Source organism: Aquimarina sp. BL5 (genome assembly GCF_003443675.1).
Lineage (GTDB): Bacteria > Bacteroidota > Bacteroidia > Flavobacteriales > Flavobacteriaceae > Aquimarina.
The window spans coordinates 5,623,158-5,638,134 of sequence record NZ_CP031963.1 but is presented as its reverse complement, the minus strand read 5'-3'; the positions used below and the strand labels follow the sequence as shown (position 1 = coordinate 5,638,134).

Sequence of the window (14,977 nt, the reverse complement as noted above, 5' to 3'; positions counted from 1 at the left end):
CATTATGGAAGAAGAAGAGAATAGAAACCCCAGGAAAAATTGGGATTTTATGATTGGAATTGCACTAGTTTTATTCGGAAGTTTTAGACTATACCAGAGAACTCTTGCTGAATCCGGATGGGATTATAGAGCTATTCTTACTATTTTGTTTATTGCTTATGGTGGTTTTCTAATTTATAGGCATTTTCAGAATCAGGATTCTAACAAAAACTAAAGACCTTTATCAGGTATATTATTCATTGCTCTTTCTGTTATAGCTGTTATAGACAAGGATGGATTTACTCCTGGATTAGAGGATATCATGGATCCGTCGCAGATGTACATGTTTTTGTATCCAAATACTTTATTGTTCTTATCGATTACCCCTTCTTCTCTATTATCTGCCATCACAGCACCTCCCAAAATGTGAGCCGTAGAAGGAATTCCTGCTAATGGTTCTAATCCAAAAACGGTTTCTTTACCTCCGGTCAATTCTGCGTATTGTTTTGCCAAACTAATGGATTGTGGAATAAAAGCACTTGGTTTTTTTCCGTCTGTAACCTTAGTATTCATAAGTCCAAAAGAATTTATCTTAAACTTAAGTGTACTATCCAACGTTTGCATAAATAAAAGGATAGCGGTACTCTTGCCCCAATCTTTTGCTGTGTATAGCCTAAAATACGATAACGGATGTTTAATAAAACTAGTGATCATTTTCGTAATCCTTACTATTGTATTCTTACCATAAGTTAATGGCAAATGTGATAACCGCCAAAATCCTGAACCTTTAGCATATCGCACAATTTCTAAATGACTATTCTCATCAGTATTCAAAATAGAACCTATAGCGACCCCTTTAGACATATCTTTTTTACCATCCAGATTTGTAACGCTGATCAAACTTTCATTATTGGTCCGGATATCTGATCCTAAACGATTAGATAATCTCGGGAGAGATTTTCGCTTTAACTTAAGTAACAACTTCACTGTACCTAAAACACCTCCAGAAAAAACTATTCCCTTAGCTCTTACAGTTTTTTTTGACTTAAAAAAACGAGTAGATCTTTTAAACTTCACTTGGTATCCATCTGAATAGGGAACTACATCAAAAACTTCATTTTCTGCCAGAACATCAGCTCCAAGTTGTTGAGCTAAGTATAAATAGTTCTTATCCAATGTATTTTTTGCTCCAATTCTACACCCCGTCATACAACCTCCACAATAATTACAACCAGTTCGATCTGGTCCTTTTCCTTCAAAATAAGGATCAGGAACTGTTTTATTAGGTGTTCCAAAAAAAACGGCAACATCTGTAGCAGAAAAATCATCTTTTATGTTCAAGCTGTCTGCCAACTCTTTTAGTCCTTTATCTCCATCAAAAAGTAGAGGGTTTTTCTGGGCCCCCAACATTTTTAATGCAGTCTTATAAAATGGTGCTAATTCTGATTGCCAATCTGCCAGGTTTTTCCAACTACCAGAAGTAAAGAATTCTTCTTTTGGAACCGGAAGTGTGTTCGCATACACCAAAGAACCTCCCCCTACTCCTGTTCCAGAAATTACAACTACATGTTTAAAGAAGGACATCTTCATAATACCAAACCACCTAAAAAAAGGAACCCAAAGCCATTTCCTAAGATTCCAGTTTGATTTGGGAAAATCTTTTGGTTGATACCATTTCCCTTTTTCGATGACTAAAACTTTATATCCTTTTTCTGAAAGACGTAACGCGCTTACAGATCCACCAAAACCGCTTCCAATAATCACGTAATCATATTCTTCTTCAATTCTCATACCTCTATAGTTATATCGGTTTTTGGTGAGCACATACAAGTTAAAACATACCCCTGATCTATTTCATGGTCCAGAAGCACTATATCCTCTTTAGAATTCCAGGTAACATCTCCATCGATAAGTTTTGCTTTACAAGTTCCGCAATCTCCCATCATACAAGCGTGCGGCATTTTATTATCTGTTCTCAAAGCAGCTTCTAATATAGTTTCTGAACAATCTGCGTTAAAAGCAAGTTCTTTGTTATTTATGCTTGCATCGACTTGATATAGAATACCGGAAAGTTTTTTTGATTCTTGAGAAAACTCCTCCGCTCTAATCAAATTATCGGGAACACCAATCTTACTTAAGATGTCTTTAGAAACTTGCATCATTGGTGTAGGTCCACAGACATAACAATAGGTATCTATCTCAGTATCTATTACATATCGATATTGTCGATCAGCATCTAAAATTTCAAAACTTAGTAAATATGTAAATCGTTTAGAATACATATTAGAAAGATCTGTAAGTTCTCTAGAAAAAATAACATCTGCATTACTTCTACATCCATATAACAATTTGACCTTTTCTTCAGAAGCTCTAAGAACAAACTTAATCATGGATATTATTGGAGTAATACCACTTCCACCTGCGATAAAAAGAAATGGTTTATCAATATCACGAGGTAAAAGAAATTTTCCAAAGGGACCAGAAACTCTTAATGTATCTTTTTCTTTAACTTTTGTCACGAGATGACTAGACAACTTACCACCTTGAACACTTTTTACTGCAATCCCAAGTTTTCCTGTTACAGGATCTTCGCAAATGGAATAGCATCTGCTTACCAAACTATTATCTACATAATCAGCAACAACTACATATTGTCCCGATTTATATAAAAAACGATTGTATTCCAAATTCTTAAAAACAATCTTAACCACATTAGATGTTTCCTGAAAAACATTTTCTACTTCTAGAATATAACTCCAAGTTTTTCCGGATCGAATATCAACATAGGTGTTTTGTTTATCAAGTAACTTTAAATCTTGACTTCTGAAACCTTCTATAATTGATTGCTTTTCGAGAAGCTCTGATTCTATATCCAAAAAACAACTACGGTATTTATAAAATGGAACTCTGGGATACAAATGATGTATGAGATGATAACTCTGGTATAATGATAAGAATTCAAGTCCAGAAATAGTGATTACGCGAGTGTTATGATATTTACTTAAGTTATTATGAGGGTAATGTGGTAACCAATCAAAAGAAAAAGCCAGAATTGGTGCCGCAATAAGTGCAGACAATATAAAAACATAGAATAAAGCCTTACCATTTCCTGACAAAATCAAAATACCTAGAACAGCAACCAATACAAACACAAATACAACAGATTGATTTCTAACTGAATTCATTGCAGTATTCTTTTTACTATGCTTCCCTAAGGTTAATCCAAAATAGTGACTAATTAGCGTTAAACACCTAAAAAAAATAGTAAAAGGATTACTACCATTTACATAATGATCAGGATCATTAACTGGATCATTCGTATGAGCGTGATGACTAAGATGAATAACTACAAATGCTGAAAATGGAAACAACAGAAAAAAACTTGATAACCATCCTAAAACTTGTTCTAATTTCACAAATGACCGTACTCCTCCAGAAATGTTACCATGACTGGCTTCATGAGCAATCGTAAACATACCATAAGCCAATGCTGCTCCTATTAAGGAAGTCCACACTTCTGAAAGTCCGTTAGTGTAAAAATCCCATAGTAATATATACCCAATACATAAAAAACCAAATAATAGTACTGTAGGCCAAGCTAATTTTCCTGAATATTTTTGCCAAGCTGCTTTATTTTTCACGACTCAATTGGTTATGTTTGAAAAAACATATTTATTTTTTCGAACTATTAATTCAAATATAGTTCGATTTTAGTAAATTACCAAGTATGGGAAGAAAATCAATTAGCAGAGAAAGAAAAGATAAAAACAAAAAGGTTGAACAATGGACACAAGCACTTCTTTATGAACTAAGAACAACCGAACTTGGAGATCTTACTATGGATGATCTAGCAAGTTTAATGAACAAAAGCAAATCCACTATTTATCAATATTTTGTAACTAAAGAAGAAATTTTTGAATATATCACTCAGATTAGAGTTGATCATCTTAAAGCTTATAAAAATGAGATCTCTGGAGAACTATCTGGGCTAAATTACCAATATGAAACATTAGCTAAAATTCTTGCAGAAGGCGTAAAAGATATTTCGCCTTTTTATCTAAAACAGTTACAAATCCATTATCCTGATGCCTGGAATATTGTTGAAAAATTTTTAAAAGGTTTATTAAAAGATCTAAAGGATTTTTACATTTATGGGATTGAAAACAATATGTTTAAAGCTGTTTCTCCGGAACTATTAATCAAATTAGATGAGTATTTCATTATGCAACTCATTACGGACCATACTTTCTTTAATAATAATCAACAAACATTAGAATCTGCAATTACCGAATATATGTACATTAAGTTTGAAGGGTTGGTTGCGAAATAACGAAGCAAAAAAAATCCTGCAACTTGCAGGATTTTAAGAATTAACTATAATTTTTCTATTACGTTTACACATTCACTGCATACATTTTCTCACGTAATTCTTTAATTTTATTATCACTCATGTACTCATCAAAAGTAGTATAACGATCGATCACTCCATTTGGTGTTAACTCAATAACTCGATTCGCAACAGTCTGTGCAAACTCGTGATCATGTGTTGTAAAAAGAATAGTTCCTTTAAAGTTTTTTAAAGAATTATTAAATGCAGTAATTGATTCCAGGTCTAAATGGTTCGTAGGTTCATCAAGCATCAATACATTTGCTCTGGTCATCATCATTCTAGATAACATACATCGCACTTTCTCTCCTCCTGATAACACATTTGATTTTTTTAGTGCTTCTTCTCCACTAAAAATCATTTTTCCAAGAAACCCTCTAATAAATACTTCTTCTCTTTCTTCTTCCGTAGTTGCCCATTGGCGTAACCAATCTACCAGTGTTAAATCATTCTGAAAATATTCACTATTGTCTGCTGGAAGATAAGATTGTGTAGTTGTGATACCCCAAGCAAATTTACCATCATCTGCTTTTTGTTTATCATTAAGTATTTGATAAAAAGCTGTAGTTGCACGTGAATCTTTAGAAAAAACGACAACTTTATCCCCTTTTGCTAGGTTCACATCTACTCCTTTAAAAAGTATTTCTCCTTCAATACTTTTAGCCGCTAATCCTTCTGCATTTAGGATTTGATCACCTGCTTCTCTATCTCTTTCAAAAATTATTGCAGGGTAACGACGACTAGATGGTTTTATATCTTCTATATTAAGTTTCTCAATCATCTTTTTACGAGAGGTAGCCTGTTTTGACTTTGCAACATTTGCACTAAAACGAGCTATAAATTCTTGTAATTCTTTCTTCTTTTCTTCTGATTTTTTATTTTGTTGCGCACGTTGTTTTGCTGCTAACTGAGAAGACTCATACCAAAAAGTATAATTACCGCTATAATGATTAATTTTAGAGAAATCAATATCTGATATATGCGTACAAACAGAATCTAAAAAGTGACGGTCGTGAGAAACAACAATAACTGTATTATCAAAATTGGCTAAAAAGTTTTCTAACCAGGAAATTGTTTCGTAATCCAAATCATTGGTAGGCTCATCCATAATAAGTACATCTGGCTTCCCAAATAAACACTGAGCTATTAACACACGAACACGTTGTTTCGTGTCTAAGTCTGACATACTTGTATAATGCAAATCCTCTTTTATCCCTAAGCTAGAAAGCATAGTAGCGGCATTACTATCGGCATTCCATCCGTTCATTTCTTCAAACTGCACCTGAAGCTCTCCTATTTTCTCTGCATTTTCATCTGTATAATCTGCGTATAATGCATCAATCTCTTTTTTTACATTATATAATATTTTATTTCCCATTACAACGGTCTCTAAAACAGTAAACTCATCATAAGCATAATGATCTTGTGACAAAACAGACATTCGCTTACCTGTTTCTAGAATCACATGTCCTGAAGTTGGTTCCAAATCTCCTGCTAAAATTTTCAAGAAAGTAGATTTCCCTGCACCGTTTGCCCCGATAATACCGTAGCAATTACCCTGTACGAAACTCGTATTTACATCGTCGAATAAAACACGTTTACCGAATTGAACTGAAAGATTAGAAACTGATAACATAGCTATATTTTGTAAAAATTGTATTTTCGGCAAAAGTAGAAAAATGGATCCACAACCTGAAACAATATGATAGTATTTTAAATAGTAATTGATAAAACTTAACCGAACACAATTAATTTTTTATTTTTTTATATTCCTTATACATTAACTAATAATAACACAATTAACGAATTCTTAACAAGCGATAGCCACGTTTCCATTTATTTTTGAATGTTTGTCAGTATAAATAATAGCGCCCAAAATGTATTTCGTCAGGATAAAATATCTTATCGGCATAATTATTGTCAGTTTCTGTTTGTCTAATTGTGACTCTACTACAGAAGTTACAAATGATCATATCTATTTTGGTGGAGAAATTGTAAATCCAAATGCGGACTACATAGTTCTTTTTAAAGATAAAAAACATCCCGACACCATTTATTTGGATAAAAACAATCGATTTTCACATAAAATTGAAGATATAAAAGAAGGTTTGTATTCTTTTAGACATAACCCAGAATATCAGTTAGTACTTTTAGAAAAAGGAGATAGTATTTTAGTAAGATTAAATACTTTAGAATTTGATGAATCATTGGTTTTTACGGGTCGAGGTGCTAGAAAAAACAATTTTTTGATTGATATGTTTTTGCAAAATGAACTAGAAAGGGAAAACTTGCAAAAAAGAAGAATTAGACAAACTCCAAGACAGTTTAAAAAAGAACAGGATTCTTTGTTCGAGTTGAGAGAAAAAAGATTCAAATCTCTTACTAACAAATACGAACTAAGCGATCTTTCTAAAAAGATATGCAGATCCAGTTTTGAATACGATTTCTTTTCCAGATATGAAATGTTTTTGTATAAACAGCAATATTCTAGAATTAAGAATATTAATGCTACTGCAGAATATCCAAAAGATTTTTTTGACTATAGAGACAAAGGGGATTTTAATGATGATGATTTAATGAGATTATATTCTTACAACAGATTTCTAAATCATTATTTCACAAATTCATCGTATACAAAGTATATGAATCAAAAATCTTTCTCCAAAAGCAAGGTAGCATATACTGTGTACAAATTAGATCTTGTGGATAGTATGATACATCATTCGTATATTAAAAATAACCTCTTAAGAGGTATCACGACAAATTTTATTTTGGATAACAAAAATGATTATACTTCGCAAAAGGTATTAGATCATTATTTATCCATTAGTAGTGACAAGAAGTTTCAGACTGAACTCATAAAAATGGCGAAAGCTACTGCCAGGCTCAAACCTAATAATATTATTCCTGATCAGGATCTTATCTCTTCAAATGGAGAAATGACTAAGTTATCAGCTCTTTTCGAAAAGCCAGTTACAGCCTTGTACTTTTGGTCAATAGAAAGAAAAGATCATTATATCCAAGCTCATAAGAAAACTGATTATTTAAGTAAAGTATATCCTGATATTGATTTTATCGGAATCAATACTGACGACGAACAAACAGATAACTGGTTAAAAACTATAAAAAGACATCAATACAATTTAGATCGTGAGTACGAATTTAAATTCCCTAAATGTTCTTCTGACGAATTAGTAATCCACTATACAAATAAAGTAATTCTAGTTGACCGTGATGGGAAAATAATAAATCCTAATGCGGATCTATTTTCTTCTTTTTTCGAAAAACAACTAATGAGTTATAGCAGACTAGCTAGTTTAGAAAAACAAAAAACTGTTCTAGATTAAAGAACAGTTTTTTAATTTTTATGTTTTACGGTATTTAGTTTCCTTTTTTATAATCTGCTAAGAATTTTGCTAAACCGATATCTGTTAATGGATGCTTTAGCAATCCTTCTATAGAAGAAAGAGGTCCTGTCATAACATCTGCTCCTATTTTCGCACAATCGATAACATGCATTGTATGTCTTACAGAAGCTGCTAAGATTTGTGTATCAAAACCATAGTTGTCATACACCAATCGAATCTCTGCAATCAAATTTAATCCATCTGTAGAAATATCATCTAATCTACCAATAAAGGGAGAAACATAAGTTGCACCAGCTTTTGCAGCTAATAATGCTTGTCCGACAGAAAACACCAACGTGCAATTGGTTTTTATTCCTTTATCACTAAAATATTTTATTGCTTTTACACCTTCCTTGATCATTGGAACTTTTACTATAATCTGATCATGAAGTTTAGCCAGCTCTTCTCCTTCTTTAATGATTCCTTCAAAATCAGTAGAAATTACTTCGGCACTTACATCTCCGGTTACTATATCGCATATTTTTTTATAGTGCTCTATAATATTTTCTTTGCCTGTGATACCTTCTTTAGCCATTAATGATGGATTTGTAGTAACTCCATCAAGTACACCAAGATCCTGTGCTTCTTTAATCTGATCAAGGTTAGCAGTATCAATAAAAAACTTCATATTGTTGTGTTTAGATTTATGATTTATTTATTATGATTATTATTTATAATACGTTTTTTAAACAATGTGGTCAAAATTACAACTTATAATGATTCATTAGTAATTTCTCATATACTTTATCTGGTAAAATTCTTTTTAAAACAATAGAAAATTTTTGCATAAACGCACCTACTTTATAATGTACTTTAGGCTTAGTATTAAGTATAACTCCATAAACAGCTTTAGCCATTTTATCAGGATCCATGCCTTCATCTACGTGTTCATCCATCAATTGTAAAGATTTACCATAGGATTTCTCATAAGGAGAACCTTCTATAACAGGAGCGTGATATCGTCCAGCTGCAATATTGGTAGCAAAATCTCCAGGAGCTACATTGGTCATATTAATATTAAATGACTTCAACTCCATTCTCCAAGCTTCCGTAGTCATTTCTAAAGCTGCTTTAGAAGCACTATAAACTGCTCTATAAGGTAGCCCCATATATCCCGCTATCGAAGTAATATTAATAATCAAACCACTTCCTTGTTTCCTCATTAATGGCAAAACAGCTTTGGTCACATTAATAGGTCCAAAATAATTAGTAGTAAAGTTTTTAATAATTTCTTCTTCAGGAATTTCTTCTAGTGGTCCAGTGATTCCTGCTCCAGCGTTATTAATCAAAACATCTAGTCTTCCGTGTTTTTGTTCAATAGTCTTCACAGTAGACGCTATACTATTTTTATCAGCGACATCTAATTGCAACAAAGTAAAAGAATTGAAATCCGAAAAACGTGAAGGGTTTCTGCTTGTTCCGTATACGATATACCCTTTATTAGCAAGAAATACTCCTATAGATTTACCTATACCAGAGGAGCCTCCAGTTATTAAGACAATTTTAGAATTTTGATCTGTGTTCATATTTGCAAATATACAATTCCCAATTATGAATTACCATTTACGAATTACGCTTTTGAATGTATAAAATTTAAGATTAAGAATCTGATAAAAGAAAGTCTTCTTAAGGAAAGTATTGGGTACAAAAAAAGGCAAGCTACCTACATCACACTGCTACAACCGTTTACCTTTGCTGCGTTCCCGCCCTGGAGGATTCAACAGGAGCTAGTTGTGTAGGACTTGCCGGTGCAAAGATACAATCTTTAGTATATAAAACAATGATTTTTTAAACCCAATTAAAATAAATATCTTGCTCTAAATTTGACCAACATCATGAACAAACGTAACCTCTTCGTCATCATAACATTATGCGCTCTCATTTTTTCTTGTGGTAGTAATGCCGATACGAAAAAAAAACATTTTTCGATAAAAACCGATAACAATCAGAGCAAATTTAAACTAGGTGAAACTATAAAAGCCAGTATTGCTAACAACAAAAAAATTGAAATCGATTCTGTCGTATTCTTTCTAGGTGATATTAGATCAAATTCTAGTAGTGGATTTACTTATGAAGAGAAACTTGATAACGAAAGACTGGGTAAACACCTTCTTAAAGCCATTGTGTATTTTGATGGTGAAGAAGAAGATATTTATAAAAAAATCACCTTACTTAATAACATACCTCCTAAATTATATAAGTATAAGATTATAGCAGAATACCCTCACGATCAAAATGCCTTCACACAAGGACTCGAGTTTGTAGGTGATACCCTTTATGAAAGCACTGGTAAAAATGGTTTATCATCGTTAAGAAAAGTAAATTATAAAACAGGAGAAGTAATCGCGAAAAAAGATATTAATAGAAAATATTTTGCCGAAGGGATTACGATCGTTAAAGACAAAATAATTCAATTAACTTGGCAATCTAAAGAAGGGTTTATTTATAACCTAAATACGTTAGAAAAAACTGGAAATTTTGCTTATAACAAAAGTAAAGAAGGTTGGGGATTATGTAATGATGGCAAACAAATTTACAAGAGTGATGGGACTGAAAAAATCTGGATATTAGATCCTGAGACTTTAGCCGAAAAGTCTTATATAGAAGTTGCTACCCATAAGAAAGTAAAGTCAAAATTTAACGAATTAGAGTGGATAGAAGGGAAAATCTATGCAAACACCTGGCAAAAAGATGGGATTGCAGTTATTAATCCTAAAAATGGAGCGCTAGAAGCAGTTATCGATCTGTCTGGTCTAAGAGAAAAAGTAACCCAACATTCTGACCTAGATGTTTTAAACGGTATTGCGTATAAAAAAGAGACAAAACAATTATTTGTGACAGGCAAGAATTGGGACAAACTTTTTGAAATTGAGATTATTAGGTAATTTTTATTTTCATTTTACTGACTATTATTATTAATTATTTTGTAACATCAGAATAACTACTTCGTTATTATTATAGACAGATAATAAACCGTACCTTTGCGGCTTATTTTGAATTATATGAACAAATTTGAAGCATTAGGCCTCAGCGAAGCCATTATTAAGGCTGTGAATGAAATGGGGTTCGAAACCCCTAGTGAAGTACAGGAAAAGGCGATCCCTATTTTGCTTGATAACGAAACGGATATTGTTGCACTTGCACAAACCGGAACTGGAAAGACCGCAGCATTTGGTTTTCCACTAATTGAAAAAGTAGATAACGAAAGTAGAATTACGCAAGGATTGATATTATCTCCTACGCGTGAACTTTGTTTACAAATTACCAATGAACTAAAAAATTACTCCAAGTTTAGTAAAGGATTACGAACTGTAGCGATCTATGGAGGTGCCAGTATTCATGATCAGGCAAAAGAAATTAAGCGTGGTGCACAGATTATAGTTGCTACACCAGGACGAATGCAGGATATGATTAACCGTAAGATGGTAGACATCTCTAATATAGGTTATTGTGTTCTAGATGAAGCTGATGAAATGCTTAATATGGGATTCTATGAGGATATTACTGCTATCTTATCCCACACTCCAGAGGACAAAAGCACGTGGTTATTCTCTGCAACTATGCCAAGAGAAGTTTCTACTATTGCTAAGCGTTTTATGCATAATCCAGTAGAAATCACTGTAGGTCATAAAAATACCGGTTCCAAGAACGTATCTCATGAATATTATGTAGTTAATTCACGAGATCGTTATGCCGCTTTAAAAAGATTAGCAGATGCTAATCCTGATATTTTTTCTGTAATATTTTGCCGTACCAAAAGAGACACCCAAAAAGTTGCAGAAAGTCTTATCGAAGATGGATATAATGCTGCCGCTTTACACGGTGATCTTAGTCAAAATCAGAGAGATCTGGTTATGAAAAGTTTTAGAAATCGTCAGATCCAAATGTTAGTAGCTACAGATGTAGCTGCACGTGGTATCGATGTTGATGATATTACTCACGTAATTAATTATCAATTACCTGATGAGATTGAAACCTATACACATAGAAGCGGAAGAACAGGACGTGCAGGAAAAAATGGTGTTTCTATGGTTATTGTTTCTAAGAGTGAACTTAGAAAAATAAAGACGGTAGAGCGAATTATTAAACAGAAGTTCGAAGAAAAAGAAATCCCAAGTGGAGAAGAAATATGTCAAGTTCAATTATTTCATTTAGCTAATGATATTGCAAAAGCGGAAATAAATCACGAAATTGATAATTACCTGCCTTCTATAAATGAAGTATTAGAAGATTTTACTAAAGAAGAGCTTATTAAAAAGTTTTTTTCTGTAGAGTTCTCTCGTTTTCATAATTATTATAAAAAAGCTAAAGATCTTAATGCTGCTGGAGAAAGTAGAGGGGATTCTAGAGGAGGTCACGGAAGTACACGTTATTTTATCAACGTGGGTGAAAAAGATGGATTTGATTGGATGACTTTAAAAGACTTCCTTAAAGAAACATTAGATTTAGGAAGAGATGCTGTGAGTCGCGTGGATGTAAAAGAAAGTTTTTCTTTCTTTAATACAGACTCAGAACATCAGGACAATATTCTGGCAATTTTTGAAGATTTCAAGCTAGAAGGAAGAAAAGTAAACATAGAAATCTCTAAAGATTCTGGCCGCAGCAGAGGTGGTGGTAGACGTCGTAGAGATAGTAATGGAGGTGGTTTTAAAGGAAAACGCAGAAGCGAAGGCTTTACACCTAGAGGAAAAGGCCGTCGTGATAATGATAGTGGTGGTGATCGTGGTGGTAGCGGAAGAAGAGACCGAAGAAAACGTAGTGATCGTAGATAATTTTTTTCTGAATTAACTAAACTATATGATTTTTGGTCCGATTTTTATGTTATGTTCGTATAAATTGGTCGTCTTATATAATAGTTAATATAGAATTACTACAAAAAATAAACTTTTGAAAAGAATATTAATCTACATAATACTTGTTATAGGCATTGGTACATATGCTCAGGAAACTGAATCAGAAACAGTATCCGGAAAAGTACTTAATGCCTCTAATGATATCAAATTACAAAATGTTCACATTGTAAACCTTAGTCAGGTAATAGGTACCATTACCAACAATGAAGGTGATTTTGAAATTAAAGCTAAAGTAAATGACACCTTATATTTTACATATATAGGATATAAACCTCTGAGAGTTAGAGTAACCAATGACTGGAAAAAATTTGGTGATGTAAAAATCAAAATGACGGAACTTGGTATTGCATTGGAAGAAGTAGTTGTAGCGGATGTACAACTCACAGGATACTTAGAAATCGATGCTAAAAAAATTCCAGTATATAACAATTATAGATACAGTATCTCTGGATTAAATTCTGGATATGAAGGAGGCAGTAGACAACCCGGAGCAGTTAATAAAGTACTCGGAGCTATATTTAATCCAGCAGATTTCCTCTATAATATTTTCGGTAAGCGTTCTAATGAATTGCGGAAACTAAGAAAAATGAAGAAAGATGACGAAATCAGAAATCTTTTGGAAACAAAATTTGATAGAGCTACGCTCATGGCTCTGCTACAAGTAGAGCGCTTGGATATTGATGAAATACTACGAAATTGTAATTACTCTGCGGACTTTATAAAATTTGCCAATGATCTTCAGATTCTTGATGCCATTAGTGAATGCTACGAAGAATACAAAGTTTTAGATAGAAAATAATATTAAACCATTTCTAATTTAATTCCTATTTATAGGAATGCAATGCTATTCTATTTACCTTCAGAATCTATAAAATATCCCATATATCCGTTCTCTGGTGATATTTGTTTTTTACTAGACACTACTTTCCCTCCAGCCGCTTCTACTCTACTAATCTCGTTGGCTACATCTTCGCAGGAAAAATAAACCAAAACACCATCTTTACTAGGTTTATAATGTTCTCCTGCATCAATCAATGATCCTGTAGCAATACCGGATTCATTCTTGTTTGGAAACCATCCCATTTGTAATCCATCCATTTTGTGAACACCAATTTCTATATCAAAAACCTTTTCATAAAAAGCTTTAGCGCGATCCATATTTATAACAGGAATTTCAAACCAAGTAATCATATTTATTCATTTAAATTATACAAAATCGTTGTGAATTAGTTACAATATAGCAAAAAATTTAGCGTATATGTTAACCTAAAAAATCCTAACACACTAATGGATACAACTTAATTAACATTCATAAAATGAAAACATTAAAACTATTCGGCTTATTCTTTATTTCGCTAATCTTCTTTAACTGTTCAAACGATGATGATGAATTATTTCTTGAAGATGCATCCTTATCACAAAAAGGTAGTCTCCACTCTAATATTGACTGGACAGGAACCTGGAACTCAACATATGGTGCTTTGAGACTGGTAGAACGTGGAGAACTAATTTATGGAGACTATGATAATATTGGAGTAATTTATGGATATCGTCATTATATAAATAGTAAGGAATACTTTGAAGGTACTTTCGAAAACTACCAATTGAACAGAAAGGGTATTATTCGTTTTGAAATGAACGATCAGAATTACAACAACGTTTTCACTGGAAACTGGATTTGGAATAATGCTACTCGCTGGTATAACTGGAATGGTTCCAAAACATCAAAAAGAGAACCAGTACTGCAGAGTTTTTACAATGTAAAAGGTCGAATTATGGACAATAGTACTTTTCAGCAAATTCAGAACCCTATATCGGTTGAGGTCTTTCAGGATGGGATCAGGCATTTTTCTACACTATCAGAAAATGGACTGTATACTTTACAATTACCAAAAGGATTCTGGGAATTAAGAGTAACAGATCCTAGTTATAATAACTTTTCTAGAGTTATAGAAGTAAAAGAAAATTATGATTACAACAATTACTTTACCCAAAACATATTCTTAAACAGGAAATGAGTAGGATAACCTAATAATTAGACAACAGAGATCATCTAGTTCTTAAGAAAATATGACCTCTTTTTTAAAAAATAGTGTAAAAACTATAAAATTTAAAACTAAGAAGTACTTGTTCTTTTATGAAAGATATCGTGAACTACTTCTGATGGATAATTGATTACTGTTTTGTTTGATTTAAAGCCTGTTTTTACTTGCTTTAAAAGCATTTTTACTTTGTTGGTAGGTGACTGTTTTTTGCTCATGACAAAGGTGTTTTTAGGGAGTTAAAACGTTTAGTCCTTATCAAATATAGGAAATTAATTTTTAAAACCTTTGATTTAAGCACATTAACCT

At 32.5% G+C, this 14,977-nt stretch carries 14 protein-coding genes and 1 other RNA gene; 7 read left to right on the top strand and 8 right to left on the bottom strand.

Annotated features, from left to right (window positions below; translation table 11 throughout):
* The first annotated feature begins 4 nt into the window (after positions 1–4).
* Positions 5–214, top strand: a complete 210-nt coding sequence (locus D1818_RS23650; RefSeq protein WP_118462524.1) for a hypothetical protein — start codon at positions 5–7, stop codon at positions 212–214.
* On the opposite strand, the gene D1818_RS23645 is transcribed toward D1818_RS23650, so the two are convergent.
* Positions 211–1,770 (bottom strand): GMC oxidoreductase, encoded by a 1,560-nt coding sequence (locus tag D1818_RS23645; RefSeq protein WP_118462522.1) that lies wholly within the window; start codon positions 1,768–1,770, stop codon positions 211–213. The genes D1818_RS23650 and D1818_RS23645 overlap by 4 nt on opposite strands.
* Positions 1,767–3,620 carry a fatty acid desaturase gene (locus D1818_RS23640; RefSeq protein WP_118462520.1) on the bottom strand — a complete coding sequence of 618 codons (1,854 nt, stop codon included), beginning with the start codon at positions 3,618–3,620 and terminating at the stop codon, positions 1,767–1,769. Before D1818_RS23640 ends, D1818_RS23645 begins: the two co-directional genes overlap by 4 nt.
* 86 nt (positions 3,621–3,706) lie before the next feature.
* Between D1818_RS23640 and D1818_RS23635 the strand changes: the two genes are divergently transcribed.
* The gene (locus D1818_RS23635; RefSeq protein ID WP_118462517.1) at positions 3,707–4,309 is read left to right on the top strand and encodes a TetR/AcrR family transcriptional regulator; all 603 of its coding nucleotides are present in this window, start codon (positions 3,707–3,709) and stop codon (positions 4,307–4,309) included.
* 64 nt (positions 4,310–4,373) lie between these two features.
* Here D1818_RS23635 and D1818_RS23630 read toward each other — a convergent pair whose 3' ends face one another.
* A complete protein-coding gene (locus D1818_RS23630) occupies positions 4,374–6,002 on the bottom strand; it encodes an ABC-F family ATP-binding cassette domain-containing protein (RefSeq protein ID WP_118462515.1) in 1,629 nt (542 codons plus the stop codon).
* Between the two features lie 295 nt (positions 6,003–6,297).
* Here D1818_RS23630 and D1818_RS23625 point away from each other — a divergent pair, with 295 nt between their 5' ends.
* Positions 6,298–7,713, top strand: a complete 1,416-nt coding sequence (locus D1818_RS23625; RefSeq protein WP_118462513.1) for a hypothetical protein — start codon at positions 6,298–6,300, stop codon at positions 7,711–7,713.
* Between the two features lie 34 nt (positions 7,714–7,747).
* Here the strand turns inward: D1818_RS23625 and fsa are convergent, their stop codons facing one another.
* From fsa to ffs, 3 genes are all read right to left on the bottom strand, one after another.
* A complete protein-coding gene (fsa, locus tag D1818_RS23620; protein WP_118462510.1) occupies positions 7,748–8,401 on the bottom strand; it encodes a fructose-6-phosphate aldolase in 654 nt (217 codons plus the stop codon).
* A 76-nt stretch (positions 8,402–8,477) separates the two neighbouring features.
* Positions 8,478–9,299, bottom strand: a complete 822-nt coding sequence (locus tag D1818_RS23615; protein WP_118462508.1) for an SDR family oxidoreductase — start codon at positions 9,297–9,299, stop codon at positions 8,478–8,480.
* Positions 9,300–9,422: 123 nt separating this feature from the next.
* An RNA gene (ffs, locus tag D1818_RS23610) (signal recognition particle sRNA small type) lies at positions 9,423–9,521 on the bottom strand.
* 87 nt (positions 9,522–9,608) lie between these two features.
* Between ffs and D1818_RS23605 the strand changes: the two genes are divergently transcribed.
* The 3 genes from D1818_RS23605 to D1818_RS23595 all read left to right on the top strand — a co-directional run bounded on the left by D1818_RS23605 (position 9,609) and on the right by D1818_RS23595 (position 13,425).
* Entirely contained in the window at positions 9,609–10,658 is a 1,050-nt protein-coding gene (locus tag D1818_RS23605) for a glutaminyl-peptide cyclotransferase (protein ID WP_118462506.1), read from the top strand.
* Positions 10,659–10,775: 117 nt separating this feature from the next.
* Entirely contained in the window at positions 10,776–12,545 is a 1,770-nt protein-coding gene (locus tag D1818_RS23600; RefSeq protein WP_118462504.1) for a DEAD/DEAH box helicase, read from the top strand.
* 115 nt (positions 12,546–12,660) lie between these two features.
* Positions 12,661–13,425 (top strand): carboxypeptidase-like regulatory domain-containing protein, encoded by a 765-nt coding sequence (locus D1818_RS23595; protein WP_118462502.1) that lies wholly within the window; start codon positions 12,661–12,663, stop codon positions 13,423–13,425.
* A gap of 50 nt (positions 13,426–13,475) precedes the next feature.
* On the opposite strand, the gene D1818_RS23590 is transcribed toward D1818_RS23595, so the two are convergent.
* Entirely contained in the window at positions 13,476–13,817 is a 342-nt protein-coding gene (locus D1818_RS23590) for a VOC family protein (protein WP_118462500.1), read from the bottom strand.
* Between the two features lie 125 nt (positions 13,818–13,942).
* Between D1818_RS23590 and D1818_RS23585 the strand changes: the two genes are divergently transcribed.
* The gene (locus D1818_RS23585) at positions 13,943–14,644 is read left to right on the top strand and encodes a hypothetical protein (protein ID WP_118462498.1); all 702 of its coding nucleotides are present in this window, start codon (positions 13,943–13,945) and stop codon (positions 14,642–14,644) included.
* A gap of 98 nt (positions 14,645–14,742) precedes the next feature.
* Here the strand turns inward: D1818_RS23585 and D1818_RS25555 are convergent, their stop codons facing one another.
* A complete protein-coding gene (locus tag D1818_RS25555) occupies positions 14,743–14,886 on the bottom strand; it encodes a hypothetical protein (protein WP_158597053.1) in 144 nt (47 codons plus the stop codon).
* Between the last annotated feature and the right edge of the window lie 91 nt (positions 14,887–14,977).

Coding starts and splice junctions, on each gene's coding strand:
- D1818_RS23605 (WP_118462506.1), top strand. CDS start 9,609: ATGAACAAACGTAACCTCTTCGTCATCATAACATTATGCGCTCTCATT.
- D1818_RS23630 (WP_118462515.1), bottom strand. CDS start 6,002: ATGTTATCAGTTTCTAATCTTTCAGTTCAATTCGGTAAACGTGTTTTA.
- D1818_RS23645 (WP_118462522.1), bottom strand. CDS start 1,770: ATGAGAATTGAAGAAGAATATGATTACGTGATTATTGGAAGCGGTTTT.
- D1818_RS23650 (WP_118462524.1), top strand. CDS start 5: ATGGAAGAAGAAGAGAATAGAAACCCCAGGAAAAATTGGGATTTTATG.
- D1818_RS23615 (WP_118462508.1), bottom strand. CDS start 9,299: ATGAACACAGATCAAAATTCTAAAATTGTCTTAATAACTGGAGGCTCC.
- D1818_RS25555 (WP_158597053.1), bottom strand. CDS start 14,886: ATGAGCAAAAAACAGTCACCTACCAACAAAGTAAAAATGCTTTTAAAG.
- D1818_RS23585 (WP_118462498.1), top strand. CDS start 13,943: ATGAAAACATTAAAACTATTCGGCTTATTCTTTATTTCGCTAATCTTC.
- fsa (WP_118462510.1), bottom strand. CDS start 8,401: ATGAAGTTTTTTATTGATACTGCTAACCTTGATCAGATTAAAGAAGCA.
- D1818_RS23635 (WP_118462517.1), top strand. CDS start 3,707: ATGGGAAGAAAATCAATTAGCAGAGAAAGAAAAGATAAAAACAAAAAG.
- D1818_RS23600 (WP_118462504.1), top strand. CDS start 10,776: ATGAACAAATTTGAAGCATTAGGCCTCAGCGAAGCCATTATTAAGGCT.
- D1818_RS23590 (WP_118462500.1), bottom strand. CDS start 13,817: ATGATTACTTGGTTTGAAATTCCTGTTATAAATATGGATCGCGCTAAA.